The organism is Streptomyces sp. NPDC048419 (assembly GCF_043200415.1).
Taxonomy (GTDB): domain Bacteria; phylum Actinomycetota; class Actinomycetes; order Streptomycetales; family Streptomycetaceae; genus Streptomyces.
Genome location: NZ_JBICXT010000021.1, coordinates 112,635 through 139,519, shown reverse-complemented (window position 1 = coordinate 139,519; position 26,885 = coordinate 112,635). Strand labels below are relative to the sequence as shown.

26 protein-coding genes are annotated in these 26,885 nt (G+C 70.1%); 15 read left to right on the top strand and 11 right to left on the bottom strand.

Annotation, left to right across the window (positions count from 1 at the left end; all coding sequences use genetic code 11):
• Positions 1–19 precede the first annotated feature (19 nt).
• Both ACGFYN_RS34965 and ACGFYN_RS34960 read right to left on the bottom strand, forming a co-directional pair.
• Entirely contained in the window at positions 20–937 is a 918-nt protein-coding gene (locus tag ACGFYN_RS34965) for an ACP S-malonyltransferase (RefSeq protein WP_393869956.1), read from the bottom strand.
• An 89-nt stretch (positions 938–1,026) separates the two neighbouring features.
• Positions 1,027–2,232 carry a PucR family transcriptional regulator gene (locus ACGFYN_RS34960; protein WP_393869955.1) on the bottom strand — a complete coding sequence of 402 codons (1,206 nt, stop codon included), beginning with the start codon at positions 2,230–2,232 and terminating at the stop codon, positions 1,027–1,029.
• 95 nt (positions 2,233–2,327) lie between these two features.
• Here ACGFYN_RS34960 and ACGFYN_RS34955 point away from each other — a divergent pair, with 95 nt between their 5' ends.
• Positions 2,328–2,999 (top strand): pirin family protein, encoded by a 672-nt coding sequence (locus tag ACGFYN_RS34955; RefSeq protein ID WP_393869978.1) that lies wholly within the window; start codon positions 2,328–2,330, stop codon positions 2,997–2,999.
• Here ACGFYN_RS34955 and ACGFYN_RS34950 read toward each other — a convergent pair.
• Together ACGFYN_RS34950 and ACGFYN_RS34945 are read right to left on the bottom strand one after the other, a co-directional pair.
• Complete coding sequence (locus ACGFYN_RS34950; RefSeq protein ID WP_393869954.1) at positions 2,996–3,814, bottom strand: serine hydrolase domain-containing protein; 819 nt, start codon at positions 3,812–3,814, stop codon at positions 2,996–2,998. The two genes, ACGFYN_RS34955 and ACGFYN_RS34950, sit on opposite strands and share 4 nt — an antisense overlap.
• An 18-nt stretch (positions 3,815–3,832) precedes the next feature.
• The gene (locus ACGFYN_RS34945) at positions 3,833–4,303 is read right to left on the bottom strand and encodes a GNAT family N-acetyltransferase (RefSeq protein ID WP_393869953.1); all 471 of its coding nucleotides are present in this window, start codon (positions 4,301–4,303) and stop codon (positions 3,833–3,835) included.
• Positions 4,304–4,401: 98 nt separating this feature from the next.
• Here ACGFYN_RS34945 and ACGFYN_RS34940 point away from each other — a divergent pair, with 98 nt between their 5' ends.
• Positions 4,402–4,872, top strand: coding sequence for a MerR family transcriptional regulator (locus ACGFYN_RS34940; protein WP_393869952.1), 471 nt, complete (start codon positions 4,402–4,404; stop codon positions 4,870–4,872).
• A complete protein-coding gene (locus ACGFYN_RS34935) occupies positions 4,869–5,885 on the top strand; it encodes an aldo/keto reductase (RefSeq protein ID WP_393869951.1) in 1,017 nt (338 codons plus the stop codon). The genes ACGFYN_RS34940 and ACGFYN_RS34935 overlap by 4 nt, the downstream gene beginning before the upstream one ends.
• A gap of 1 nt (position 5,886) precedes the next feature.
• Here ACGFYN_RS34935 and ACGFYN_RS34930 read toward each other — a convergent pair whose 3' ends face one another.
• From ACGFYN_RS34930 to ACGFYN_RS34920, 3 genes are all read right to left on the bottom strand, one after another.
• A complete protein-coding gene (locus ACGFYN_RS34930) occupies positions 5,887–6,744 on the bottom strand; it encodes a DUF4429 domain-containing protein (protein WP_393869950.1) in 858 nt (285 codons plus the stop codon).
• A gap of 57 nt (positions 6,745–6,801) precedes the next feature.
• Positions 6,802–8,019: an alpha/beta hydrolase gene (locus tag ACGFYN_RS34925; protein ID WP_393869949.1), complete on the bottom strand. Its 1,218-nt coding sequence runs from the start codon at positions 8,017–8,019 to the stop codon at positions 6,802–6,804.
• A gap of 101 nt (positions 8,020–8,120) precedes the next feature.
• Positions 8,121–8,747: a TetR family transcriptional regulator gene (locus ACGFYN_RS34920; protein ID WP_393869948.1), complete on the bottom strand. Its 627-nt coding sequence runs from the start codon at positions 8,745–8,747 to the stop codon at positions 8,121–8,123.
• Between the two features lie 66 nt (positions 8,748–8,813).
• Between ACGFYN_RS34920 and ACGFYN_RS34915 the strand changes: the two genes are divergently transcribed.
• Both ACGFYN_RS34915 and ACGFYN_RS34910 read left to right on the top strand, forming a co-directional pair.
• Entirely contained in the window at positions 8,814–10,433 is a 1,620-nt protein-coding gene (locus tag ACGFYN_RS34915; protein ID WP_393869947.1) for an MFS transporter, read from the top strand.
• 291 nt (positions 10,434–10,724) lie between these two features.
• Entirely contained in the window at positions 10,725–11,033 is a 309-nt protein-coding gene (locus tag ACGFYN_RS34910) for a small hydrophobic protein (protein ID WP_384249494.1), read from the top strand.
• A 95-nt stretch (positions 11,034–11,128) separates the two neighbouring features.
• Here ACGFYN_RS34910 and ACGFYN_RS34905 read toward each other — a convergent pair whose 3' ends face one another.
• Together ACGFYN_RS34905 and aceE are read right to left on the bottom strand one after the other, a co-directional pair.
• Positions 11,129–11,875: a potassium channel family protein gene (locus tag ACGFYN_RS34905; RefSeq protein WP_393869946.1), complete on the bottom strand. Its 747-nt coding sequence runs from the start codon at positions 11,873–11,875 to the stop codon at positions 11,129–11,131.
• A gap of 155 nt (positions 11,876–12,030) precedes the next feature.
• Entirely contained in the window at positions 12,031–14,778 is a 2,748-nt protein-coding gene (gene aceE, locus ACGFYN_RS34900) for a pyruvate dehydrogenase (acetyl-transferring), homodimeric type (protein WP_393869945.1), read from the bottom strand.
• A 352-nt stretch (positions 14,779–15,130) separates the two neighbouring features.
• On the opposite strand from aceE, the gene ACGFYN_RS34895 reads away from it, so the two are divergent.
• The 6 genes from ACGFYN_RS34895 to ACGFYN_RS34870 all read left to right on the top strand — a co-directional run bounded on the left by ACGFYN_RS34895 (position 15,131) and on the right by ACGFYN_RS34870 (position 19,680).
• Positions 15,131–15,562, top strand: a complete 432-nt coding sequence (locus ACGFYN_RS34895; protein ID WP_393869944.1) for a DUF3052 domain-containing protein — start codon at positions 15,131–15,133, stop codon at positions 15,560–15,562.
• Between the two features lie 108 nt (positions 15,563–15,670).
• Positions 15,671–16,129: a peroxiredoxin gene (locus ACGFYN_RS34890; RefSeq protein ID WP_393869943.1), complete on the top strand. Its 459-nt coding sequence runs from the start codon at positions 15,671–15,673 to the stop codon at positions 16,127–16,129.
• A 132-nt stretch (positions 16,130–16,261) separates the two neighbouring features.
• Entirely contained in the window at positions 16,262–16,837 is a 576-nt protein-coding gene (locus ACGFYN_RS34885) for a calcium homeostasis/redox stress adaptation protein (RefSeq protein ID WP_393869942.1), read from the top strand.
• A 127-nt stretch (positions 16,838–16,964) separates the two neighbouring features.
• Complete coding sequence (locus ACGFYN_RS34880; protein ID WP_384249247.1) at positions 16,965–17,540, top strand: TerD family protein; 576 nt, start codon at positions 16,965–16,967, stop codon at positions 17,538–17,540.
• A gap of 73 nt (positions 17,541–17,613) precedes the next feature.
• Complete coding sequence (locus ACGFYN_RS34875) at positions 17,614–18,759, top strand: DUF475 domain-containing protein (RefSeq protein ID WP_393869941.1); 1,146 nt, start codon at positions 17,614–17,616, stop codon at positions 18,757–18,759.
• A gap of 183 nt (positions 18,760–18,942) precedes the next feature.
• Positions 18,943–19,680 carry a Tellurium resistance gene (locus ACGFYN_RS34870; RefSeq protein ID WP_393869940.1) on the top strand — a complete coding sequence of 246 codons (738 nt, stop codon included), beginning with the start codon at positions 18,943–18,945 and terminating at the stop codon, positions 19,678–19,680.
• 12 nt (positions 19,681–19,692) lie between these two features.
• Here the strand turns inward: ACGFYN_RS34870 and ACGFYN_RS34865 are convergent, their stop codons facing one another.
• Positions 19,693–20,502, bottom strand: a complete 810-nt coding sequence (locus tag ACGFYN_RS34865; RefSeq protein ID WP_393869939.1) for a TerD family protein — start codon at positions 20,500–20,502, stop codon at positions 19,693–19,695.
• Positions 20,503–20,709: 207 nt separating this feature from the next.
• On the opposite strand from ACGFYN_RS34865, the gene ACGFYN_RS34860 reads away from it, so the two are divergent.
• The 3 genes from ACGFYN_RS34860 to ACGFYN_RS34850 are packed head-to-tail and all read left to right on the top strand — an operon-like array spanning position 20,710 to position 25,264.
• Positions 20,710–21,876, top strand: coding sequence for an HpcH/HpaI aldolase/citrate lyase family protein (locus ACGFYN_RS34860; RefSeq protein ID WP_393869938.1), 1,167 nt, complete (start codon positions 20,710–20,712; stop codon positions 21,874–21,876).
• 20 nt (positions 21,877–21,896) lie between these two features.
• Positions 21,897–24,449, top strand: coding sequence for a phosphoribosyltransferase (locus ACGFYN_RS34855; protein ID WP_393869937.1), 2,553 nt, complete (start codon positions 21,897–21,899; stop codon positions 24,447–24,449).
• Positions 24,449–25,264: an HAD family hydrolase gene (locus tag ACGFYN_RS34850; RefSeq protein WP_393869936.1), complete on the top strand. Its 816-nt coding sequence runs from the start codon at positions 24,449–24,451 to the stop codon at positions 25,262–25,264. The genes ACGFYN_RS34855 and ACGFYN_RS34850 overlap by 1 nt, the downstream gene beginning before the upstream one ends.
• A gap of 91 nt (positions 25,265–25,355) precedes the next feature.
• On the opposite strand, the gene ACGFYN_RS34845 is transcribed toward ACGFYN_RS34850, so the two are convergent.
• Positions 25,356–25,568 (bottom strand): zinc ribbon domain-containing protein, encoded by a 213-nt coding sequence (locus ACGFYN_RS34845; protein WP_393869935.1) that lies wholly within the window; start codon positions 25,566–25,568, stop codon positions 25,356–25,358.
• A gap of 153 nt (positions 25,569–25,721) precedes the next feature.
• On the opposite strand from ACGFYN_RS34845, the gene ACGFYN_RS34840 reads away from it, so the two are divergent.
• Complete coding sequence (locus tag ACGFYN_RS34840) at positions 25,722–26,867, top strand: amidase domain-containing protein (protein ID WP_393869934.1); 1,146 nt, start codon at positions 25,722–25,724, stop codon at positions 26,865–26,867.
• Positions 26,868–26,885: the final 18 nt, after the last annotated feature.

Genomic DNA, 26,885 nt, shown 5'->3' with positions numbered 1-26,885 from the left:
TCGTACGGCTCCTTAAGGCTCAGGCTTCGGCGTGCTCGGCGATGAGCGCGCGGGCCGCGTCGAGGTCGTCGGGGGTCTTCAGCGCCAGGGTCTGCACACCCGGCAGCGCGCGCTTGGCGAGGCCGACCAGCGTGCCGCCGGGGGAGACCTCGATGATCGCGGTCGCGCCGAGCTCCTTGAAGGTCTCCATGCACAGGTCCCAGCGGACCGGGTTGGCGACCTGGCCGACCAGGCGCTGGAGGACCTCCGCGCCGGTGGCGACGGTCTGCCCGTCCTTGTTGGAGACGTAGGTGAGCTTCGGGTCGGCCGGGGTGAGGTCGGCGGCGGCCTTCGCCAGCGCGTCGACCGCGGGCGCCATGTGGTGCGTGTGGAAGGCGCCGGCGACCTTCAGCGGGACGACCTTGCGGACTCCCTCGGGCTTGTCCTCGTTCAGCACGGCGAGCTGCTCCAGCGTGCCCGCCGCGACGATCTGGCCCGCGCCGTTGACGTTCGCCGGGGTCAGGCCCAGCTTCTCCAGGTGCGCGACGGAGACCTCGGGGTCGCCGCCCAGCAGCGCCGACATCCCGGTCTCGGTGATCGCGGCCGCCTCGGCCATCGCCAGACCCCGCTTGCGTACGAGGGTCAGCGCGGCCGTGTCGTCGAGGATGCCGGCGAAGGACGCGGCGGTGATCTCGCCGACGCTGTGACCGGCGACGGCGCCCGGCGTCACGGCACCGAGTGCCGCGGCCGACAGGATTCCGGCCGCGACCAGCAGCGGCTGGGCCACCGCGGTGTCGCGGATTGCGTCCGCGTCGGCCTGGGTGCCGTAGTGGGCGAGGTCCAGTCCGATGGCGTCCGACCAGGCACCGACGCGGTCGGTGGCGCCGGGCAGTTCGAGCCAGGGGGTCAGGAAGCCGGGCGTCTGGGCGCCCTGGCCGGGAGCGACGAGTACGAGCACTCTCACACTCTCTCTTGAGGGCGGCCCAAGCCGCCCGTGGGGACAGGGACGAAGAACACGAGGGGGTTTTGTAGGCCCCCGACAAAAGGCTAGGCCGGGAGATCTCCGTCGGCCAGACGCCCCAGGATCAGCGCGATCCGCAGCGTGAACGCGGAGCGTACATCGGACGGCGACCACCCGGTGACGTCAGTCACACGTCGGAGCCGGTAGCGCACGGTGTTGGGGTGAACGAAGAGCATCCGTGCGGCGCCCTCCAGACTGCTCGCCTGCTCCAGATAGACCGAGAGTGTCTCCAGAAGTGCGGACCCGGCCTCCTCCAGTGGTCTGTAGATCTCCTCCACCAGCTGCTCGCGTGCGTTCGGGTCGCCGGCGATGGCGCGCTCCGGCAGCAGATCGTCGGCGAGCACGGGCCGCGGGGCGTCCTGCCAGGCGAGACAGGCCTTGAGGCCGGCGGCGGCGGCCTGCGCGGAGCGGGTCGCGGTGAGCAGATCGGCCACCACGGGACCGGCCACGACGGGCCCGGCGGCGTAGGGCCCGATCAGGGACTTGGCGACGCCGATGGGGTTGTCGCTGCCGCCGGCGATGACCACGAGGCGGTCGCCGAGCACGCCGGTGAGCACCTGGAGCTTGGCGTGCCGGGCGGCCCGCCGGATCGCCTCCACGGTCAGCTCGGAGTCGCCGTCGGGGGCGGTGCCGAGGACGACGCACACGTGCTCGGGCGCGTTCCAGCCCAGGGCGGCGGCCCTGCTGACCGCGCCCTCGTCGGCCTCACCGCTCAGGACGGCGTTGACGACGAGGGACTCGAGCCGGGCGTCCCAGGCACCGCGTGCCTCGGCGGCCTGGGCGTAGACCTGGGCGGTGGCGAAGGCGATCTCGCGTGCGTAGACGAGCAGCGCCTCGCGCAGCACGCGCTCGTCGCCCGGAGCGGCCACCTCGTCGATGGCGCTCTCCATGACCTCGATGGTGGTGCGCACCATCTCCACGGTCTGCCGCAGGGTGATCGCCCGGGTCAGCTCGCGAGGAGCCGTACCGAACACGTCCGTCGAGATGGCCTGGGGCGCGTCGGGATGCCGGAACCACTCGGTGAAGGCCGCGATACCGGCCTGGGCGACCAGCCCGATCCAGGAACGGTTCTCCGGCGGCATCGCCCGGTACCACGACAGCGTCTCGTCCATGCGCGCGATGGCCTGCGCGGCGAGCGAACCGGAGGACTTCTCCAGTCGCTTCAGGGTTCCGGCATGCGGGTGCACATCGGGAGCAACGGTTTCGGGCTTGCTCGTTTCGGGTTCGGGCACGGGACAAGACTGCCTTATCCGGACGGGAGTGCGCGTCGCCGGGTCGGTGGTGCGCCGCACGGCGGGGTTCGCGCGCCGCTACGGTGGGGTGCGTGATGGACGTACGGCGCGCTGCGGAGCGCTATCCGGGGGGTGACCCGGCAACCGGCATCGAGTCGCGGCACGCCTTCTCCTTCGGCCCGCACTACGACCCCGACAACCTGCGCTTCGGCGCGGTGATCGCCTGCAACGAGGAGCGCCTCGCGCCCGGCGCCGGCTTCGACGAACACCCGCACAGCCACACGGAGATCGTGACCTGGGTGGTCGAGGGCGAGCTGACGCACCGTGACTCCGCGGGGCACCGCACGGTGGTGCGCCCCGGCGACGTGCAGCGCCTCAGCTCGGGGGCGGGCGTACGGCACGTGGAGCGCAACGACGACGACCGGCCGCTGGTCTTCGTGCAGATGTGGCTGGCGCCCCGCGAGCCGGGCGGCGACCCCGCCTACGAGATCGTCCGCGGCATCGCCGACTCGACGCCGTACGCGGTCCCGGAGGCGGGCGCGATGCTCCACGTCCGGCGCCTGCGGGCCGGTGAGCGGACGGCGGTCCCGGACGGCGCGTACGTCTACGTCCACGTCGTGCGCGGCGGCGTCCTGCTGGACGGCGAGCAGCTCACGCCGGGCGACGCGGCCCGGATCACGGACGCCAAGGAGCTGGAGACGCAGGCTTCGACCGAAGCGGAGCTGCTGATGTGGGAGATGACGGGCGACCAGGCGGACAGGGGTTAGCGGACTTCTGCGAGCACCGCGTCCGTGAACGCCGGCCACGCCTCCACCGCCCACGGCCCGAAGTCCCGGTCCGTCAACGCAGCGCACGCGACCCCCGCCTCGGGGTCGATCCACAGGAACGTGCCCGACTGGCCGAAGTGGCCGAAGGTGCGCGGCGAGGAGGAACCGCCCGTCCAGTGGGGCGACTTGGAGTCGCGGATCTCGAAGCCGAGGCCCCAGTCGTTCGGGTTCTGGTGGCCGTAGCCCGGCAGGACGCCCTTCGTGCCCGGGTACTGGACCGTCATCGCCTCGGCGACCGTGCGGGGGTCGAGCAGGCGCGGTGCCTGGAGCTCGGCCGCGAAGCGCAGCAGGTCCGTCACCGTCGAGACGCCGTCCTTGGCCGGGGAGCCCTCCAGCGACGTCCCCGTCATGCCGAGCGGCGCCAGCACCGCCTGGCGCAGATACTCCCCGAACGGGATGTCCGCCGCCTTGGCGATGTGGTCGCCGAGCTGCTCGAAGCCGGCGTTGGAGTACAGGCGGCGCTCCCCGGGCGGTGCCGTCACCCGGTGCTCGTCGAAGGCCAGGCCGGAGGTGTGGGCGAGCAGATGGCGCACGGTGGAGCCGGGCGGGCCGGCCGGCTCGTCGAACTCGATCGCCCCCTCCTCGTACGCGACGAGGGCGGCGTACGCTGCGAGCGGCTTGGTGACCGAGGCCAGCGGAAAGCGCCGGTCGACGGGTCCGTGGGTGCCGAGGACCGTTCCGTCGGCCCGCACCACACCCGCCGCGGCAGCGGGAACCGGCCAGTTTTCGATCAACGCGAGGCTCTGCAAGGACATGCCGACGAGCCTAGGTGCTCACAGCCTCAGCTCCAGCAACGGGTCGGGCTTGGGCGCGAAGCCGAGCGAGGCGTACAGCGGCTCGGCCTCCTTGGACGCGGTGAGGCGGACGCGGCCGACGCCGTGCTCACGGAACCAGTGCAGCAGCGCCTCCATGCACGCGCGCGCGTGCCCGCGGCGCCGTGCGTCCGGGTCGGTCGCCACGCTGAAGACGTAGCCGTCCGTCCCGTGCGGGTTGCCGGCCCGCCCGATCCGGTAGTCGACCGTCCCCACCACCAGCGCGGCCAGCGCACCCGGCCGTTCGGGATGGTCGACGACGAACGCGGCGAAGTCGCCGTGCGCGTCGGCCAGCCTCTCCCGGAGGACCGGCAGGGATTGCGTGTGCCACTCTGTGGACGGGTCGGCTCCCGGCAGCGAGTCGAGCATCACCTGGCGCAGCCGCAGGACTTCCGGCGCGTCCTCGGGCACGGCACGACGTACAAAGCTCATGCGACCGCACGTTAGCGAGTGCCGCGCCGACGCGTCCCGCCGATTTCTTACCTGTTCCGCTTGCTTGGAGTGCACTCCAAGGCCATAGCGTTGAGGGCATGACGGTGATGGAGACCACGCCCACCAGGACCGACGCCTGTGGCGCCCCACCCCACCCGCACAGGCGCCCCGAAGGACAGGACAGCTACACCATCAGCGAGGTCGTCGCCTTCACCGGGCTGACCGCGCACACCCTGCGCTGGTACGAGCGGATCGGCCTGATGCCGCACGTCGACCGTTCGCACACCGGTCAGCGGCGCTACAGCAACCGCGACCTCGACTGGCTGGACCTCGTCGGCAAGCTCCGCCTCACCGGCATGCCGGTCGCCGACATGGTGCGGTACGCGGAGCTGGTGCGCGAGGGCGACCACACGTTCGGCGAGCGGTTCGAGCTGCTGGAGGCCACCCGCCGGGACGTGCTGACGCGGATCGCCGAGCTCCAGGACACCCTCGCGGTGCTCGACCGGAAGATCAGTTTCTATGCGGACGCCGACCGCGCCCGCGCGTACGAGGCAGAGAAGGTTCGATGACGCACAGCAGGATCCCGACCGCACGACTCGGCGAGACCGGCCCCGAGGTCGGCGTACAGGGCCTCGGTTGCATGGGCATGAGCTTCGCCTACGGCCCCGTCGACGCGAAGGCGTCGCGCGCCACCCTGGAGCGGGCCCTGGAGCTGGGCGTCACGCTGTACGACACCGCGGACGCCTACGGCAAGGGCGAGAACGAGAAGTTCCTGTCGCCGTTCTTCAAGGCCAACCGCGACCACCTGGTCATCGCGACCAAGTTCGCCCTGTCGATCCCGCCGGACGACCCCACCCGCCGTGTCATCCGCAACGACGCGCCCTACATCCGGCAGGCCGTCGAGGCCAGCCTGAAGCGCCTGGACGTCGACGTGATCGACCTCTACTACATGCACCGGCGCGATGTGAACGTGCCGATCGAGGAGACCGTCGCCGTCATGGCCGAGCTGGTGCGCGAGGGCAAGGTCAAGCACCTGGGCCTGAGCGAGGTCACGGCGGAGGAGCTGCGCGCGGCGCAGGCCGTGCACCCCATCGCCGCCGTGCAGTCGGAGTGGTCGCTGTTCAGCCGGGACATCGAGGCGAACGTGGTGCCGGCCGCGCGTGAGCTGGGCGTGGCCCTGGTGCCGTACTCGCCGCTCGGCCGCGGCTTCCTCACCGGCTCCTTCACCAACGCCGACAAGGAGCTCTCCTCCGACGACTTCCGCCGTCAGCAGCCCCGCTTCACCGGCGACAACGCCGCCGCGAACGCGGCCCTGCTGGAGCCGGTCCGCACGATGGCCGAGGCCCACGACGCCTCGCCGGCCCAGATCGCCCTGGCCTGGGTCCAGCAGCAGGCGGCCGTCCACGGCCTTGCGGTGGTCCCGATCCCCGGCACCCGCAAGCCCACCCGCGTCGAGGAGAACGCGGCGGCCACCCACATCGTCCTCACGGAGGCGGAACTGGCCCTCCTGGAGCCGATCGCGGCCAAGGTGGCGGGCGAACGGTACGCGGACATGACGTTCACGTCCGCCGGCAGGGAGTGACCTAGAGCTCGGCCAGCAGCTCCGCCTTCTTCATCGAGAACTCCTCATCCGTCACCAGCCCCGCCTGATGCAGCTCTCCCAGGTGACGGATGCGCTCGGCGATGTCCGCAGGGTCCCGCCGCACCGACCCGGCGGGCACCGCCGCGCTCCCGTTCTGGCGTACGGCGGCCAGCACGGCGGCTGCGAACGGCAGTGACTCGTGCACGGGTCCGTATCCGAGCCCGAACACCACGGCCGCCGGATCCTGGTCGGGCTGTACGGGCGCCGCCGTGCCGTCGCGCCGTATCAGCCGCAGATGGCCCTCGAAGACCTCGGGGGAGCGCCACTCGACCCCGCTCAGCTCGGCGACCGGGAAGCTCTGGTCGCCCGCCTTCCACTTCGCCGACGACGCGCCCGTCCAGAACCAGCGGAAGTTCACCGTCTTGCCGTCGAAGGACGCCTTCGCGTCGTAGGCCTTGAACTGCCGGGGCGCCTCGGGAGCGTCCACCAGGAAGCGGTCGGCGGGTTCGCCGTCGTCCTTCAGCCGGGTCCGCAGCTCGTCGGCGTAGTACTCGGCGAGGATCTCGCGCTCGGCGGGCAGCACCAGCCGGTACGGATCGCAGCCTTCCTTCAACTGCCCCCCGGCCGCTTCCAGGACCGGATCGGCGCCGGGGCGCAGCTCGGCGCGCAGGACGACCGTGCCGCGCCTGCCGGGGTCCAGCGTCACCCCGGAGATCGCCTCGATCGGAACACGACGCTCACCCAGTGCCTGGAAGAGCTTGGGTGTTCGAATCCCCCGTTCGTAACGGATGAGCACGGAGTCGGACTCGAACTCCCAGGCAGTATGAAATCCGGCCAGTACGTCACCCATGCGGCTCATCGTATGCGGACCCTGCTCTTTCGTCGCCACCCTGCGCAGACCGCAGTTTCTGCGCTTCTACGCGCGTCCCACGGCGTCGGCGCCGGACAAACCCGTCCGGCACGCGCCGTCGTCCCGTGCACAGTGCACCGAGCGGTATGCGCCAACACCGATCTCGGCGAAGTTCTCCAGGCTCTGCGTGCCCGGCTCGAAGTAGCCGGCGTGCCCCTTCGCGCCCTGCGCCGACAGCACCCGCGCCCCGAACCCGGCCGACACCGGATCGGCGCCGTGGCCCAGCCCGCCGACCTCCATGTACGGCACGTCCTGGATCCAGTCCGTGGCGTCCCGCATCGCCCACACCTGGGCGGAGGTGTGCAGGTGGGTGGCGTTCTCCACGCGCATGCCGGGGCTTGCGGCCACCGCGATGTCGGCCACCCGGCGTGGCAGCCGGTGCGCGGCGACGCCGCAGACCACGGAGCCGTAGCTGTGGCAGAACAGCGACACCGGCGCCTTGCCGGGCAGGCTGCGCACAAGGGCGTTCAGCCGCACGGCGCCGTCCTCGGCGCGCATCGCCGTCGCCGACTCGATGCCGAGCCCGGCGGGCGCGGTGTAGTCGGCCCAGGCGATCACCGCGGTGGGCGTGGCCGGGCTCGCCTCCTGCTCGGCGCCGTAGAGCGACTTGGCCATGCCGACCGGCGCCGTGTACTGGCGGTTGGTCTTCTGGAAGCTGAGCAGGTCGGTGTCGACACCGGGGACGACGACCGACACACGTTCTGCCTTGTCGAGGTCTCCGAACACCTCCGCGACCCGCCCCGACCCGGCGGGATCGAAGGCGAGGATGTGCCGGTCGCCGCTCAGCAGCGCCTGGTAGCGGTGCATACGGCGGCCGGCCTCCTGCTGCCCGGTGGGCGACAGGCGGTTGTCGTGCATGCGCTTGAGCTCGACCTTGCGCTGCTGGGCGAGCGCGTGGTGGTTGGCGCGGTAGCGCAGCTCGACCGGGGCGCCGTTCATGTTGCCGACCGCCAGGGAGTAGCGGTGCGCGAGGTGCGCGCGCTCCTGGGCGGTGAGCGAGGCGAAGAAGCGGGCCAGGCGGGTGGCGGACGCGTCGGGGTCCGGCAGGTGGTGCCCGTGGATGCGGCCGTGCTGCCAAGAGGAGATCGAGGCCTGGAGCGGCGTGTCCGGGCGATGGCTGCGCAGGGCCGTCCAGCCGGTGGTGGCCAGCATGACGAACACGACCGCCAGGGCGAGCAATGCTCGCCCGACGCTCAGTTGCGGGGGAGTTTCGAAGGAAGTCACTGGGAGGACACACTAGGAGAACGGACGGGTCTCGCGTGAGCCGAGTGACAGGGATCACGTTTCGATAACGCGGCGATGACCTCGGCGTGTCCGTATGTGTATCAGGTTGTCCGCCAGTTCTGTGTAAGGGCGGGTCCCACCTGTTCGAGGTACGCGATCGTCAACGCGCGCATGGCGTCCAGGCCGAGCTCCCCGCCCGCGCTCCAGCGCCGCTCCGTCACCCGCATCACCCCGCCGAACACCGCCACGGCCAGCCGGGGCCGCGGATCGGCGTCCACGTCGACGCCCTCGCGCCCGGCGAGGACACGCGCGAGTGTGTCCTCGATCTCCTCGTTGCGCCGCAGGTGGGCGGCGAGCAGGACCGGTGTCGACTCGATCACCCGGTACATCCGCAGATACAGCTCGACCGGCACGACGGATTCGATGACCTCGCCGAGCGTGTCCCACCCCTCCAGGACCGCCTGGCGCAGTGCCTCCATCGGCGCCTCGCCGGCCGGCCGCTCGCGCACGGCCTCGACGAACCGCGCCGCGGCCAGCTCCTGGAGGGCGAGGGCGGCCTCCTCCTTGCCGGCGAAGTAGCGGAAGAAGGTGCGCTGCGAGACGTCGACGGCCTCGGCGATCTCGTCGACGGTCGTCCGCTCGTAGCCGCGCGTGGTGAACAGTTCGACGGCGGCCCGCAGCAGCGCGTCCCGGGTGCGCTGCTTCTTGCGTTCGCGGAGTGTTTCCATGCACGTCAGTTACTGACTTGTGATTTGGTTTGTCAATTGTCAGCGGCTGTCATTAGCCTCGAACGCATGACTAGTCAGACCGCCATCGAATCGACGGGGTCGGGGGACAAGGCACCAGCAGCCCCGTCGGACGCGCCGCAGGCCTCCGGGCTGCGCGGCCACCCCTGGTTCACGCTCATAACCGTCGCCGTCGGAGTCATGATGGTGGCCCTCGACGGCACCATCGTGGCCATCGCCAACCCGGCCATCCAGAAAGACCTCAAGGCGAGCTTCGCCGACGTCCAGTGGATCACCAACGGGTACTTCCTCGCCCTCGCGGTCTCCCTGATCACCGCGGGCAAGCTCGGCGACCGCTTCGGGCACCGCCAGACCTTCCTGATCGGCGTCACCGGCTTCGCCGCCGCCTCGGGCGCCATCGGGCTGTCCAGCAGCATCGCGGCGGTCGTCACCTTCCGCGTCCTGCAGGGCCTGTTCGGCGCGCTGCTGATGCCGGCCGCGCTCGGCCTGCTGCGCGCGACCTTCCCGGCCGAGAAGCTGAACATGGCCATCGGCATCTGGGGCATGGTCATCGGCGCCTCCACCGCGGGCGGCCCGATCCTCGGCGGCGTCCTGGTCGAGCACGTCAACTGGCAGTCGGTGTTCTTCATCAACGTCCCCGTCGGCGCCCTCGCGCTGGTCCTGGGCCTGCTGATCCTGCGCGACCACCGCGCCGAGAACGCCCCGCGCTCGTTCGACGTGCTGGGCATCGCTCTGCTTTCCGGCGCGATGTTCTGCCTGGTCTGGGCCCTGATCAAGGCCCCGGCGTGGGGCTGGGGCGACGGCAAGACATGGACCTTCATCGGTGTCTCGGCGGTCGGCTTCGTCCTCTTCTCCTTCTGGGAGACGAAGGTCAAGGAGCCGCTGATCCCGCTGGGCCTGTTCCGCTCGGTCCCGCTGTCGGCGGGTGTGGTGCTGATGGTCCTGATGGCCATCGCGTTCATGGGCGGCCTGTTCTTCGTGACGTTCTACCTGCAGAACGTGCACGGGATGAGCCCGATCGACGCCGGTCTGCACCTGCTGCCGCTCACCGGCATGATGATCGTCGCCTCGCCGCTCGCGGGCGTCGCGATCACCAAGCTCGGCCCGCGCGTCCCGCTGGCCGGCGGCATGATCGCGACCGCGGTCGCCATGTACGGCATGTCGACGCTCAAGGGCGACACCGGCAGTGGGGTGATGTCGATCTGGTTCGGCCTGCTCGGCCTCGGCCTCGCGCCGGTCATGGTCGGCGCCACCGAGGTCATCGTCGGCAACGCGCCGATGGAGCTGTCCGGCGTCGCCGGCGGTCTCCAGCAGGCGGCGATGCAGATCGGCGGCAGCCTCGGTACGGCGGTGCTGGGCGCAGTGATGGCCTCCAAGGTCGACAGCGACCTGGCGGGCAACTGGAAGGACGCGGGGCTTCCGCAGCTCACCCCGGCCCAGCTGGGTCAGGCCTCGGAGGCGGTCCAGGTCGGCGTCGCGCCGGTCGCCAAGGGCACCCCGGGGGCGATCGCCGCGAAGATCGCGGACGTCGCGCACGACACGTTCATCTCCGGCATGAGCCTCGCGTCGCTGGTCGCCTGCGGTGTCGCGGCCGTGGCGGTCTTCGTCGCCCTGCTCACCAAGCGGGGCGAGAACGCGGAGGCGGGTGCGGGCGCCGCCCACATCTGACCCGGCGAGGGACTCGACGCGTTCGCACATAACTCGGCGGATTACAAACCGACTTCGCCTATCAGGGTGAAGAGGCTAAAGATCCGTCGCTCCCGGTGCGCGCCGCAGGTCACAGTGGTCAAGCCCCTCCGTACGGCATGTTCCACCGGCAAGTTCGGACGGATCTCGGGGCGACCGGTGCTGCGGCGCGCTGCCGGAGGGGGACAGCGCGCCGGCGGCCCGGGGATTAGGGAGCGGATCGGGGGTACCCGCTACTTGAACCCCGAACAGACCCCGGGGTTCAGGGAGTTGATGATGGCGGGCTTCGGACAAGGAACGCGCAGGCACCCCCGCTCGCGTGGCCGGACGTGGTCACGGTCCGGGCCGGATCGCGCAACGCTCGGAATCATCGGAGTCATCTGCGCAGTCGCGGGATTCTTCGTGCTGGGGATCATCCTCGGCCCTGTGGCGATGGTCTGCGGCTGGCTCGCAATGGGCCGCCAATGGGCACGCTCCGGTCCCATTCCGGCTCTGGTCGCCCTGGTACTGGGCGCCATCGACACGCTCCTCGCGATCATCTGGCTCGCGGGAGCGGCCACCCCGGGCAACGGGTTGCTGTGACCCGGGGAGTGTGAGGGAAGGGCCCCCGGTGGGACGACCGGGGGCCCGCCTTCATCCCTGGGCCCTTCGTTCTCCGGCCCTTCGCCCCCGACCGTTCATCCCTCGACTCTTTCGACGGGCGTCTCCCTCAGCTCCGCCACCTCGGCCCGCAGCGCCCGCACCTCCTCGGTCAGCGCCTCGATGGCCTCCGTCTGCCGCCGCTCCTCCACGTCGTCCTTCTCGAACCGGGCGAGGAACCACGCGGCGATGTTCGCGGTCACCACACCGAGCAGCGCGATCCCGGAGAGCATCAGCCCGACGGCGATCATCCGGCCCAGACCGGTCGTCGGCGCGTGGTCCCCGTACCCCACGGTCGTCATCGTGGTGAACGACCACCACAGGGCGTCACCCAGCGTCCGGATGTTCCCGTCGGGCGCGTCCCGCTCCACCGAGAGCACGGCCAGCGAGCCGAACATCAGCAGTCCGACGACCGCCCCGGCGACGTAGGTCGTCAGCCTGATCTGCTCGGCCATCCGGGCCCGCCGCCCCACCAGCAGCAGCGTCGCGATCATGCGCAGCAGCCGTAGCGGCTGGAGCATCGGCACCACGACGGCGCACAGGTCCAGCCAGTGCCTGCGTACGAACTCCTTGCGCTCGCCGGCCAGCGCGAGACGCGCCACATAGTCCGCGGCGAACGCGCCCCACACCACCCACTCCACCACCGTGCAGGCCGCGGTCAGAGAATGGCCCGCCGAACTGTCCACGATCGGCACGGCATAGGCGACGGCGAACAGCACGGCGAGCGCCAGCAGAGGCCGCTGGGTGTGGTGTTCCCAGCGTGCTTGCGCCGTTTGTTGCTCCATGCCCGCATCGTAAGGAAAACGTGAAGGGCGATGGACCCGCGGGCCCATCGCCCTTCACGACAGCGTGCCTCGAAGGGGCGGGAGAATTGCGCGCTCAGCCCCCGGCGGCCCGCAGCGGCGTACGGCCTGTCGCAAGCCGAAGCCGAGCGCAGCCGTTACGCGTCGCCGCCGGCCGCCCCCGGGTCCGCCGCCGTCACGTCGAGCAACTGGTACCGGTCGATCGCCTGCTTGAGTACCGAGCGGTCGAGCTTGCCGTCCCGGGCCAGCTCGGTCAGCACCGCCACCACGATCGACTCCGCGTCGATGTGGAAGAAGCGCCGCGCCGCACCGCGGGTGTCCGCGAAGCCGAACCCGTCGGCGCCCAGCGACTGGTACGTCCCCGGTACCCACCGCGCGATCTGGTCCGGAACCGACCGCATCCAGTCCGAGACCGCGACGAACGGTCCCTCGGCCCCGCTCAGCTTCCGCGTCACCCACGGCACCCGCTGCTCCTCCTCCGGGTGCAGCAGGTTGTGCCGCTCGACCTCGACGGCCTCGCGCCGCAGCTCGTTCCAGGAGGTCGCCGACCAGACGTCGGCCTTGACGTTCCAGTCCTCGGCGAGGATGCGCTGCGCCTCGATCGCCCACGGCACGGCCACGCCGGACGCCATGACCTGCGCCGGGATCGACCCCGACGTGCCCTCGCTGATGCGGTGGACGCCCTTGACGATGCCCTCGACGTCGACGTCCGCGGGCTCGGCCGGGTGCTGGATCGGCTCGTTGTAGACGGTGAGGTAGTAGAAGACGTCCTCGCCGTGCGGGTGCTCGTCGGAGGCGCCGTACATCCTGCGCAGACCGTCCTGCACGATGTACGCGATCTCGTACGAGTACGCCGGGTCGTAGGCGACGCAGGCCGGGTTGGTCGAGGCGAGCAGCTGCGAGTGACCGTCCGCGTGCTGCAGCCCCTCACCGGTCAGCGTCGTACGGCCGGCGGTCGCGCCCAGTACGAAACCGCGCGCCAGCTGGTCGGCCATCTGCCAGAACTGGTCGCCGGTGCGCTGGAATCCGAACATCGAGTAGAAGACGTAGACCGGGATCAGCGGCTCGCCGTGCGTGGCGTAGGCCGAGCCCGCCGCGATCAGTGACGCCGTGCAGCCCGCCTCCGAGATGCCGTCGTGCAGCATCTGACCGGTCGGCGACTCCTTGTAGGCGAGCAGCAGATCACGGTCCACCGACTCGTACTGCTGGCCGAGCGGGTTGTAGATCTTCGCACTCGGGAAGAACGAGTCCATGCCGAAGGTGCGGTACTCGTCCGGCGCGATCAGCACGAACCGTTTGCCGAACTCCTTGTCCCGCATGAGGTCCTTGAGCAGTCGTACGAAAGCCATGGTCGTGGCGATCGACTGCTGACCGGAGCCCTTCTTCACGGTCGCGTACGCCTTGTCGTCCGGCAGTGCGAGTGGCTTGGAGCGCACCAGACGGGTGGGGACGTAGCCGCCGCAGCCCTTGCGGCGGTCGTGCATGTACTGGATCTCCTCGGAGCTGCGCCCCGGGTGGTAGTACGGCGGCGCCCCGCCCTCCAGCTCCTTGTCGGAGATCGGCAGGTGCAGCCGGTCGCGGAAGCCCTTGAGGTCGTCGACCGTCAGCTTCTTCATCTGGTGCGTGGCGTTGCGGCCCTCGAAGTTCGGGCCCAGCGTCCAGCCCTTGATCGTCTTGGCCAGGATCACCGTCGGCTGGCCCTTGTGCGCCTTGGCCGCCGAGAACGCCGCGAAGATCTTCTTGTGGTCGTGACCGCCGCGGCCCAGGTGCAGGATCTGGTCGTCGGTCATGTTCTCGACCATCGCGCGCAGCCGCTGGTCGTCGCCGAAGAAGTGGTCGCGGATGTACGCGCCGGACTCGGTGGCGTACGTCTGGAACTGGCCGTCCGGCGTCGTGTTCATCCGGTTCACCAGCAGGCCGTCGCGGTCCTGGGCGAGCAGCGGGTCCCAGGAGCGGTCCCAGATCAGCTTGATGACGTTCCAGCCGGCGCCGCGGAAGACCGACTCCAGCTCCTGGATGATCTTGCCGTTGCCGCGCACCGGTCCGTCCAGGCGCTGCAGGTTGCAGTTGACGACGAAGGTCAGGTTGTCCAGGCCCTCACGGGCGGCGATGGACAGCTGGCCGAGCGACTCCGGCTCGTCCATCTCGCCGTCGCCGAGGAAGGCCCACACGTGCGACTTCGAGGTGTCGGCGATCCCGCGCGCGTGCATGTAGCGGTTCATCCGCGCCTGGTAGATCGCGCCGATCGGGCCGAGGCCCATGGAGACCGTCGGGAACTCCCAGAAGTCCGGCATCGAGCGCGGGTGCGGGTAGCTGGACAGGCCCTCGGGGTACTTCGACTTCTCCTGGCGGAAGCCGTCCAGCTGCGCCTCGCTGAGCCGGTCGAGCAGGTAGGCGCGGGCGTAGATGCCGGGGGAGGCGTGCCCCTGGAAGAAGACCTGGTCGCCGCCGTCGCCCTCGTCCTTGCCGCGGAAGAAGTGGTTGAAGCCGACGTCGTACAGCGACGCGGAGGAGGCGAAGGTCGCGATGTGGCCGCCGACGCCGATGCCGGGCCGCTGGGCGCGCGAGACCATGACCGCCGCGTTCCACCGGGTCGCGTTCAGGACCTTGCGCTCGATCTCCTCGTTGCCCGGGAAGAACGGCTCGTCCTTGGTCGCGATGGTGTTGACGTAGTCCGTGCTGCGCATCTCGGGCACGGCCACGCGCTTCTCGCGGGCGCGCTCGATGAGCCGCAGCATCAGATACCGGGCACGCTCACGGCCTCGCTGGTCGACGGCGGCATCGAGGGAGTCGAGCCACTCCTGGGTTTCCTCGGGGTCGAAGTCAGGAACCTGACTCGGAAGGCCGCCAATGATGATCGGGTTGCGATCGGATCCGGAAGCCACGCTGATCCTTACCTGTCAGAGGGCCGATTGAGCTGTATTTCGGTGTGCCTGCACCGTTCCCCATCGTGTACCTCGGGCGGGCAAACGTCATCTCTACTGCGAGGTAACCGAGGCCCGCGTCAGTGACGTCGGGTTCCCAAAGCCACAAAGGGGGCACAAGGGTGTGGTGTAGGTCACGCGCGGCTGTTGTCTCGTGCCTGGAGTTTGGGTGAGACGGCCAGGATCGTCACCGTTTCGGCGGTCTGAACGGCCGGGTACTTGCGCGATCCGCCCCGCCCGTGTGGACTACGGCCAATGCTTCGCGCACGCGCGTGGCTGAGATACTCACCAAGACATGATCAGGAGGCAACCCGTGAGCGCGACCGCGGACCACGCGGAGACGAGCCCTGCCGTAAGGCTGGGGTTCCAGCCCGAGCAGGTGGTCCAGGAGATCGGCTACGACGACGACGTAGACCAGGAACTCCGCGAGTCCATCGAGGAAGTCATCGGCAGCGAACTCGTGGACGAGGACTACGACGACGTCGCCGATGCCGTGGTGCTCTGGTTCCGCGACGACGACGGCGACCTGACGGATGCGCTGGTGGACGCCACCACGTACATCGAAGAAGGTGGCTCGATCCTGCTCCTCACGCCGAAGACAGGGCGTGATGGCTACGTCGAGCCGAGCGACATCTCCGAAGCCGCGACGACGGCGGGACTCTCCGCCTCCAAGAGCGTCAGCGTGGGCAAGGACTGGAGCGGCAGCCGGCTGGTGACGCCCAAGGCGGCCAAGTCCAAGAAGTGATCTCGCCGGACGGGCCGGGCGCATCGCCCGGCCCCTCCGCCGTACCCCGGTGATCGCTGCGTAGGGTGGACGCCACCCGAACAGCTCCACCGAAAGGGACGTACTGCGATGGCGATCCAGGTCGGCGACAAGGCCCCCGACTTCGAGCTCAAGGACAACCACGGTGCCACCGTGAAGCTCTCCGACTTCCGTGGCGAGAAGAACGTGGTCCTGCTCTTCTACCCCTTCGCCTTCACCGGCGTGTGCACCGGCGAACTGTGCGAGGTGCGCGACAACCTGCCGAGGTTCGCCGACCGCGACACCCAGGTGCTCGCCGTCTCCAACGACTCCATCCACACCCTGCGCGTCTTCGCCGAGCAGGAGGGCCTGGAGTACCCGCTGCTGAGCGACTTCTGGCCGCACGGCGAGGCCAGCCGCGCCTACGGCGTCTTCGCCGAGGACAAGGGCTGCGCGGTGCGTGGCACCTTCGTCATCGACAAGGAGGGCGTGGTCCGCTGGACCGTCGTCAACGCGCTGCCCGACGCCCGCGACCTGAACGCGTACGTCAAGGCGCTCGACACCCTGTGATCCGTCGACACCCTGTGATTCTTCGGCGTCAAGCCCTGCGTGGTTCGGGAACCCCTCACTAGGATCGACTCGTTGATCCGATGTCAGACGCACGGCGGGGCACTCCGCCCCTGGACACCAATGGAGGGACTCGTGGGAGTCAGCCTCAGCAAGGGCGGCAACGTTTCGCTGACCAAGGAGGCCCCGGGCCTGACCGCGGTCATCGTCGGTCTGGGGTGGGACGTCCGCACCACGACCGGCACCGACTTCGACCTGGACGCCAGCGCCCTGCTGCTGAACGCCTCGGGCAAGGTCGGCAGCGACGCCAACTTCGTCTTCTTCAACAACCTCAAGAGCCCCGACGGCTCGGTCGAGCACACCGGCGACAACATCACCGGTGAGGGCGAGGGCGACGACGAGCAGATCAAGATCAACCTCGCGGCCGTCCCGGCCGACATCGACAAGATCGTGTTCCCGGTCTCGATCTACGACGCCGAGAACCGCCAGCAGTCGTTCGGCCAGGTGCGCAACGCGTTCATCCGCGTGGTGAACCAGGCGGGCGAGGCGGAGATCGCGCGGTACGACCTCTCCGAGGACGCCTCGACGGAGACCGCCATGGTCTTCGGTGAGCTGTACCGGCACGGCCCGGAGTGGAAGTTCCGCGCCATCGGCCAGGGCTACGCCTCGGGCCTGCGCGGCATCGCGCAGGACTTCGGCGTGAACGTCTGAGTCCGGACGGCCACGTCGCAGGCTCGCACCACCAGGCGCCGCACCGTTCGTGTGCGGCGCCTGGGGGCGCCCCCTGAGGGGGAGCGCAGGACAACCAAAAAGCACCATCTCGGGGAGGACCAGCATCATGGGCGTCACGCTCGCCAAGGGGGGCAACGTCTCCCTGTCCAAGGCCGCACCCAACCTCACGCAGGTGATGATCGGGCTCGGCTGGGACGCACGCTCCACCACAGGCGCACCCTTCGACCTCGACGCCAGTGCCCTGCTGTGCAACGGCGGGCGGGTGCTGGGCGACGAGTACTTCGTCTTCTACAACCAGCTCAAGAGCCCCGAGGGCTCGGTGGAGCACACGGGCGACAACCTCACCGGTGAGGGCGAGGGCGACGACGAGTCGATCCTGGTCGAGCTCGGCCAGGTGCCCGCCCAGTGCGACAAGATCGTCTTCCCGGTCTCGATCCACATGGCCGACGAGCGCGGACAGACCTTCGGACAGGTCAGCAACGCCTTCATCCGCGTCGTCAACCAGGCCGACGGCCAGGAGCTCGCGCGCTACGACCTCAGCGAGGACGCCTCCACCGAGACCGCGATGATCTTCGGTGAGCTCTATCGCTACCAGGGCGAATGGAAATTCCGTGCAGTAGGTCAGGGGTACGCGTCCGGGCTGCGGGGCATCGCTCTAGACTTCGGAGTCAATGTTTCGTAAAGCCGAGTGCGGCGCGGGGGAGAACCTCCCCTGGCTTCGCTTGGGGGGACCCCCAGACAGGATTGGGTAGCCAGTGCTTCTGAAAACCTTCGGCTGGTCGTTCGCGATTACCGCGCTCGGCCTGGTCGCGGCGGTCTTCTACGGGGGGTGGGAGGCCTTCGGGATTGTGGCGATCCTCGCCGTCCTGGAGATCTCCCTGTCGTTCGACAACGCGGTGGTCAACGCCGGGATCCTGAAGAAGATGAATGCCTTCTGGCAGAAGATCTTCCTCACCGTCGGTGTCCTCATCGCCGTCTTCGGCATGCGGCTGGTGTTCCCGGTCGTCATCGTCGCGATCACCGCCAAGATGGGCCCCATCGAGGCCGTCGACCTCGCCCTGAACAACAAGGACCGCTACCAGGAGCTGGTCACCGACGCCCACCCGGCGATCGCGGCCTTCGGTGGCATGTTCCTGCTGATGATCTTCCTCGACTTCATCTTCGAGGACCGGGACATCCAGTGGCTGCGCTGGATCGAGCGGCCGCTGGCCAAGCTCGGCAAGGTCGACATGCTGTCGGTCTGCATCGCCCTGATCGTCCTGCTGATCACCTCCTTCACCTTCGCCACCCACGCCCACCAGCACGGCGGCGGCCACGCGGACAAGGCGCAGACGGTCCTGATCGCCGGCATCGCCGGCCTGATCACGTACATGATCGTCGGCGGTCTCTCCGGCTTCTTCGAGGACCGGCTGGAGGCCGACGAGGAACGCGAGCACGAGGAGGAGGAAGAGGCCGAACGCACCGGCAAGAAGAAACCGCCGATCGTGCTGGCCGGCCAGGCCGCGTTCTTCATGTTCCTCTACCTGGAGGTCCTGGACGCGTCGTTCTCCTTCGACGGCGTGATCGGCGCCTTCGCCATCACCAACGACATCGTCCTGATGGCGCTGGGCCTGGGCATCGGCGCGATGTACGTCCGCTCGCTCACGGTCTACCTGGTCCGCCAGGGCACCCTGGACGACTACGTCTACCTGGAGCACGGCGCGCACTACGCGATCGGCGCACTGGCCGTGATCCTCATGGTCACCATCCGGTACGAGATCAACGAGGTCATCACCGGCCTCGTCGGCGTCATCCTGATCGCCTGGTCCTTCTGGTCCTCCGTCCGCCGCAACCGCGCCATCGCGGAAGCCGAGGGAAACGCGGGCTCGGACGAGAAGGCTGAGGTCTCGACCCCTCTGTAGTCTCGATCTCTCCGCGGGGCTCGATCTCTCCGCGGGGTTCGATCCGGCTCGCTTCGCCCGTCAGGTGTGTCGCACCCGCGGGTGAGGGAACGCTCTGAGCGGGGCGGCCGTCCTTCGGCCGCCCCGCCGGTTTTTCGTGGGAAGGCCGGGTCCGCCGGGACCCGGGTGAGGGTGGGGGCGGGAATGGGTTTCTTCGACGGACTCTGGGGTGGGCGCGACGCCGACTTCGACTCGGGCAGCGCGGCCACGAACTCCATCGAGCTGACGAAACGGCACCACCAGGTCTCGCTCACCAAGCAGGGCGCGGCCACGGGCCATCTGCGGGTCAACCTCAGCTGGCGGATGCGGACGTCCGACATAGGCGGCTTCCCGCGGGAGTCCCTGTTCCGCCACCCCTTCAAGGCGCTCAAGCCCGCCGAGATCATGGGGCACGGCCAGAGCATGGTCAACGTCGACCTCGACCTGGGCTGCCTCTACGAGCTCATGGACGGCACGAAGGGCGTCGTACAGCCCCTCGGGGGCTACTTCGGGGACGTCAACGCGGCGCCGTACGTCAAGCTCAGCGGCGACGACCGGTTCGGTTCGGCGTCCGGCGAGACGATGTACGTCAACCTCGACCACCGGGAGCAGATCAAGCGCCTGCTGGTCTTCGTCTACATCTACGACCAGACGCCGGCCTTCGACCGCACGCACGCGATCGTCACGCTCTACCCGAGCAACGGCCCGCGCATCGAGATCCACCTCGACGAACGCCACCCCCAGGCCCGCTCGTGCGCGGTCGTGATGATCGAGAACGTCAAGGGCGAGCTGGTCGTACGCCGCGAGGTGAAGTTCGTCTACGGCTTCCAGGCCGAACTGGACCGCCTGTACGGGTGGGGGCTGCAGTGGGGCCGGGGCTACAAGTCCACGGTCGACCGCTGACCCCTCGCGGGCCTACCGCCCGATGAACTGCGGGCCTTGAGGCGGCAGCCGGAAGTCCGGGTCCACGGGCGAGGTGACCGCGGGCGGGTAGCCGTAGCCGGACTGGGCGCCCGCCATGGCCGCCGCGGGCTGCGGGTAGCCGTAGGCGGGCTGGGTGGTGAGCGGCGGCTGGGGGTAGCCGTAGGCTGGCTGGGACGGGACCGCGGTCGGCTGCTCCGGGGGCAGCGGCTGGGAGAACTCGGGCACGGCCGTGGTGGCCGGTGGGGCCTGCGTGGCCTCCGACTCGTCCACCGAGATGCCGAACTCCGTGGCCAGGCCCTTCAGGCCGTTGGAGTAGCCCTCGCCCAGCGCACGGAACTTCCACGCCCGGTCCCGGCGGTAGAGCTCGCCGCAGATCAGGGCGGTCTCCTGGCCGGTCTGGGGCTTGATGTCGAAATGCAGCAGCGCTTCGTCCTCGGAGCCCGCCGCGTCGTACAGCAGGATGCGCAGACCCTGCACCCGGTCGAAGGTGACGTCGTCGGCCGATGCGACCAGGAGAATCCGGCTGACGTCGGACTCGACTCCGGACAGATCTGTCTGGATCGTGTCGGTGAGGCCGTCGGCGACGCGTTTCTTGCCGAGCCACCTGGCCTTCCCGGAGGGGTGCCGGGGCTGGTTGTAGAAGACGAAGTCCTCGTCGGAGCGCACACGACCGTCGGGGCCGAGGAGCAGCGCGGAGGCGTCGACGTCGGGGACCCCCTGCCCGGGCGTCCAGCGCAGCACCGCGCGGACCGTGGCAGCATCGAGAGGGACGTTCGACCCCTTCAGCATCGCGTGCGTCATGCGGTCATCCTGCCTTCTCGGTCCTGGTCACGACAACGCGGGGTGCATGCATCGCGGCCGTTCCGACGGTGCCCCGCAGCACCGTCGACATGGCCGAGTTACCAGAAATTCATGCCCGTCGGGAACCCCTGACATGGATCTCTACGTACTATTACCGGCCACCTCTTTACGAATCCACAGTTTTACCTTGCGCCACGGGGGAGTCCTATGCGTCATTTCGGGCACATCGCCCCTGAGGTGCGGCAGCGCCTCTTCCACCAGCAGCCGTGCGAGTTCGACGCGAACTCACCGGCCCGGCTGCTCGCCGTGGCCCTGGGGGCCACGCTCTACAGTCCGGCCACCCGCCCGCGCCTCGCCGACGACATCGTCAAGCAGGCGGCGCGGGGCGTGGTCTCCATGGTGCTGTGCCTGGAGGACTCGATCGACGACGCGGACGTGGTGGCGGGGGAGGAGAACCTCGTCCGCCAGTTCGCCGAGCTCGACAGACCGGACATCGCCGACCTCCCCCTGCTGTTCGTCCGGGTCCGTACGCCCGAGCAGATCCCGGACCTCGTCGAACGGCTCGGGGCGTCGGTCCGTCTGCTCTCCGGATTCGTGCTCCCCAAGTTCACCGAGGAGCGCGGCATCCCCTTCCTGGAAGCCCTCGCGAGCGCCGAGGCCGCCAGCGGGCGGCGGCTGTTCGCGATGCCGGTGCTCGAGTCCCCCGAGCTGCTCTACCGCGAGTCGCGGGTGGAGAGCCTGGAGGGCATCGCCCGCGTCGTCGACAAGTACCGCGACCGCGTGCTCGCGCTGCGCCTCGGCGTGACCGACTTCTGCTCCTCGTACGGCCTGCGCCGGGCCCCCGACATGACGGCGTACGACGTCCATGTCGTCGCCTCCGTGATCTCCGACGTGGTGAACCTGCTCGGGCGGGTCGACGGCACCGGGTTCACGGTGACCGGGCCGGTGTGGGAGTACTTCCGGGTCCCGGAGCGCATGTTCAAGCCGATGCTGCGGACCAGCCCCTTCCTCGAGGGGCAGGCCGTCGAGCTGCGCGAGAAACTGATCGAGCACGCCATGGACGGGCTGCTGCGGGAGATCTCCCTGGACCACGCCAACGGCCTGCTCGGCAAGACCTGCATCCACCCCTCCCACGTCCTGCCCGTGCACGCGCTGTCCGTGGTCAGCCACGAGGAGTTCGGGGACGCCGCGGACATCCTGCGGCCCGAGCGCGGCGGCGGGGGTGTGCTGCGGTCGGCGTACACGAACAAGATGAACGAGGTGAAGCCGCACCGCGCATGGGCCGAGCGGACCATGCTGCGGGCCGAGGCGTTCGGCGTCGCACGCGAGGACGTCAGCTTCGTGGACCTGCTCGCCGCCGGCGTGACCGGCTGAGCCTCACTACCTAGGGACGCATGATCAACGCAGTGAACAACGGGGTCTGGTCCGGCAGCTGGGTCGCAGAGCGGCTCGGCGTCGAACTCGTGGGCGACGACAAGCTGACCGACCTGCTCGGGCTGGCGCTACGGCGCAACCCCAAGCGGGCCCATCTGCTGGTCTCCCACGTGCTCGGCAAGCACGTACCGCAGTCGCCGTCCGTCGTGTACGGGTACGGCTTCAACCTCGGCCGCCGGGTGCGGGACCTGCTCGGTGAGGAGGCCGGGGCGGCGGTCGTGCTCGGGTACGCGGAGACGGCGACGGGTCTTGGCCACTCGGTGGCCGACGGCCTGGAGCTCGCGCCCTACCTGCACTCCACGCGTCGCCCCGTCGCGGGCGTGGCGACCGCCGGTGGCTTCGAGGAGTCGCACTCCCACGCCACGTCCCACCTGCTGCTGCCCGAGGATGCGGCGCTGCTGGCGGGGGACGGGCCGCTGGTGCTGGTCGACGACGAGTTCTCCACGGGGAACACGGTGCTGAACACGATCCGGGATCTGCACGCGCGTTATCCCCGTCAGCGGTATGTCGTGGTCGCCCTGGTCGACATGCGGTCGTCCGCCGACGCGGGGCGCCTCGCGGATTTCGCGGCGGAGATCGGTGCGCGGGTCGATCTTGTGGCTGCTGCTTCGGGCACGGTGCGGTTGCCCGAGGGGGTGCTGGAGAAGGGGCGGGAGCTGGTGGCGCGGTACGAGTCTGCTGGTGCCGGGTCGGGTGCCTCGTCGGGCACGGGTGCGTCGTGGCCGGTCGCGCAGTTCCCCGCGCCCCTGAAAGACGCTGCCGTGGCGGCCGACTTCGACGGCAACCCCCAAGGGGCGCGGGGAACTGCGCGACCGGCCCGCACTCACCCGCACTCGGTCACGCGCGTGGAACTGAACTGGCCCCGGAACCTGCCGGACGGCGGCCGGCACGGGTTCAGCCCCGCCCACCGAGCCCGCCTCGAATCCGCGCTGCCTGCCATGGCCGCGCGTCTCGCGGAGTCGCTCCCCGCGGATGCGCGCCGCGTACTGACCCTCGGATTCGAGGAGTTGATGTACGCGCCGCTCAGGCTCGCGCGGGAGCTGGAGCAGGTCGTCGACGCCGAGGTGCGGTACTCGACGACCACCCGCTCACCCGTGCTCGCGGTGGACGACCCCGGTTACGCGATACGCAGCCGCATCGTGTTCCCCGCGCACGACGACCCCGCCGACGGCCCCGGCGAGCGGTACGCCTACAACGTCGCGGGCGCCGGTTTCGACGCCGTGATCGCCGTGGTCGACTCCGCCGCCGACACCCCCGAACTGCACGCGCCGGACGGCCTGTTGGCCCGGCTGGCGGAGCACACCCCGCACGTCGTCCTCGCCGTCGTGCCCGCGTACGTCCCCGAAAGGCCCGCCATGCTGCCCGAGCCCCTCCGCGGCCCCGCCTTCTCCTCGTACGCGCCCGAGGAGGTCGGCTGGCTGCTCCAGGACCTCTCGGACGTGACGCTGGAGGCGCCGACCGAGGAGCGGGAGGAGGCCATTCAGAGCGGGGGCGCGCACTACGCCGAGTCGCTGCCCGTCGAGTACCAGCCGAGCGAGCAGTACCAGGAGCTGTACCACGCGGCGCTGGAGACGACGGCCACCCGGCTGGCGCAGGCGGTGGGCGCCGTAACCGAGATCGTGCTCACCGAGCGCTCGCCCCGGCCCGTCCTCGTCTCGCTCGCCCGCGCCGGCACCCCCGTGGGCGTCCTGATGCGGCGCTGGGCGCAGTTCCGGCACGGCCTGGACCTGCCGCACTACGCCGTCTCCATCGTGCGTGGCCGCGGCATCGACCTCAACGCCCTGCGCTGGCTGGCCGCCCACCACGACCCCTCCGACGTCGTGTTCGTCGACGGCTGGACCGGCAAGGGCGCGATCAGCCGTGAACTGGCCGCCGCGATCGAGGAGTTCGAGGCGTCCGAGGGCATCACCGGCTTCGACCCGGAGATCGCGGTGCTGGCCGACCCGGGCTCCTGTGTGCGGACGTACGGCACCCGGGAGGACTTCCTGATCCCCTCCGCCTGCCTCAACTCGACCGTCTCCGGCCTGATATCGCGCACCGTGCTGCGCGCGGACCTGGTCGGACCGCACGACTTCCACGGCGCCAAGTTCTACCGCGAACTCGCGGGCACCGACGTCTCGGTGGACTTCCTGGACGCGGTCGCCGCCCGCTTCCCGGAGGTCGCGGACGCCGTCGGCGCCCAGGCCAAGGAACTGCTCTCCGGCGACCGCACACCGACCTGGGAGGGCTGGGCGGCCGTGGAGCGCATCAGCGAGGAGTACGGCATCCACGACGTGAACCTCGTCAAGCCCGGCGTCGGCGAGACCACGCGGGTGCTGCTGCGCCGGGTGCCCTGGAAGATCCTGGCGCGGGCCGGCGCGGGCGCCGACCTGGACCACGTACGGCTGCTGGCCGGGCAGCGGGGTGTCCCCGTCGAGGAGGTCGGCGAACTGCCGTACACCTGCGTGGGATTGATCCACCCGCGCTACACCCGCGGTGCGACCGGCGCCGACGGCAAGGCGGTGAACGTCTGATGCCGGTGCTGGTGGCGAGCGACCTCGACCGTACGCTGATCTACTCCGCGGCGGCCCTCGCGCTGACCATGCCGGACGCGCGGGCGCCCCGGCTGCTCTGCGTGGAGGTGCACGAGAGCAGACCGCTGTCGTTCATGACGGAGACCGCGGCCGGGCTGCTGACCGACCTCGGTGACGCGGCCGCGTTCGTGCCGACGACGACCCGGACCCGTAAGCAGTACCAGCGCATCAACCTGCCGGGCCCGCAGCCGAAGTACGCGATCTGCGCCAACGGCGGCCATCTGATGGTCGACGGCGTCTCCGACCTCGACTGGCACGCCCAGGTGACGGCACGCCTCGCCGAGCAGTGCGCGCCGCTGGCGGAGGTGCGCGAGCATCTGCTGGCCACGGCGGACCCGGAGTGGGTGCGCAAGCACCGGGTGGCCGAGGACCTCTTCGCCTACCTCGTCGTCGAACGCGAACTGCTGCCCGAGGAGTGGCTGAAGGAGCTCGCGGTCTGGGCGGAGAACCGCGGCTGGACGGTCTCGCTCCAGGGCCGCAAGATCTACGCCGTCCCCAAGCCGCTCACCAAGAGCGCCGCGATGAGGGAGCTCGCCCGCCGCACCGGCGCCGACCTCACCCTGGCCGCAGGCGATTCCCTGCTGGACGCCGACCTGCTCCTGGCGGCCGACAAGGGCTGGCGCCCCGGCCACGGCGAACTGGCGGACGCGGACTGGACGGCCCCGGCCATCACGGTACTGCCGGAACGGGGAGTCCTGGCGGGCGAGCGCATCCTCCGGGAATTCTTGAAGATGACAGGGGCGGCAACCCCGTAGGGGGCGCGGGGCGTTGTCCGACGTGCGGCTACCGCCGCGTGGGCGCGATCAACCACGACGCACCCGCACGGAACAACGCACCCGCCCAGACCTAGCCGCAGCACCCTCCACCACAACAACCGCCCCCGCCGCCGGCGGGCGCCGCGGGGGCGGACGACGTACCCCCCACGGCCACCGTCGACAGCAACTTCACCGTGTCGTCATGCCCCGCAGGGCACGCCGCAGGGTCGGAGGACTGAGCCATGGGCCGGCTCACTTCGAACGTGTCGCCGCAGGTCCGGCAGCGGTACTCATAACGAGGCATGCGCACAGGCTAACCGGCGCACGGCCGGAGCCCCGAGTGGCCGGACGGACGAAACCCGGAGACCCTGACGCGACCGCACGGACGCGCCCCGCGCGGTCGCCGCCTTGATCGACCGGCGTGAGCCGAAGCGCCCCACCGCAAGGAGCAACCCGAGTGAGACCCTTCAACTCCCTTGCGGGCAGAGCCCGTTGCGCCGCCCTGACCGCCCTGCTCCTGCCCGCCGCCCACGCGGCCGACGGCGCGCCCACCGGGGGCGCTCCCGTCCCCCTGACGGCGGCGGCCACCGGCACGTTCGGCCGTACCGCGCACGCCCTGCTCACCGACCGCACGACCGCCCTGGTCGAGGGGGCCCCCTCCGGACGCGCGGCCCTGACGGCCTCCCCCGGAGTGCGGCTGACGGCCGCCGCGGCCAGGACCGAGGCCCGCACCCTGACCTCCCTGCACGCCACCCGCTCCCGGCTCGCCACCCTCGGCGAGGCCTACACCGACTCCGACACCGAGGTCACCGTCGACAGCGTCCGCCTGCAGGGCCGCACCGCCACCGTCCAGGTCACCGAGAACACCACACTGACGTACGCGAAGATCCGCGGCGACGAACCCGACACCACGGCCTTCGTCGCCCACCACGAACTCACCTTCGCCGCCCGCCCGGACGGCACCTGGCAGCTCACCGGGGAACACCTCACCGACAAGGGCCCCCGGCCGGTCAACGCACCCCTCCCGGTGGGCATGGGCGCCACGGCCCGCCCGGACGACGTCATCGACGCGCCCCGCTCGCTCCTCACCTACCCGGCCCCCGCGAAGGCCAAGAACCTCGGCAGCGGCGCGAAGTACACATACGCGGCGATGGCGGCGTACGCCGAGAAGTACTGGAAGAACTACAACACCGCCTACCGCCACTACGAGGCCGACGGCGGCGACTGCACCAACTTCCTCAGCCAGTCCCTCAACGCGGGCGGCTGGAAGCAGGTGACGAACTCGGCCAGGGACTACGGCACCTGGTACCACACGACGTCCGCCGACTCCTACACCTGGATCGGCGTCAACGAGTGGTCCTGGTTCACCCAGACCACGAAACGCACCACGGCGCTGCGATACGCCTACCAGATGGCCGTCGGCGACGTGCTGCAGATCGACTTCGACAAGGACGGCTCCAAGGACCACTCGATGCTGACCACCTACCGCAGCGCCAGCGGCGTCCCCTACCTGACCTACCACAGCTACGACAGCTACCGCCGGTCGCTGACGAGCGTGATCGCGGCCTACCCGAACGCCGCCTTCTACGCCTACCGCAGCTAGCCCGGCCCGCCCGGGGAG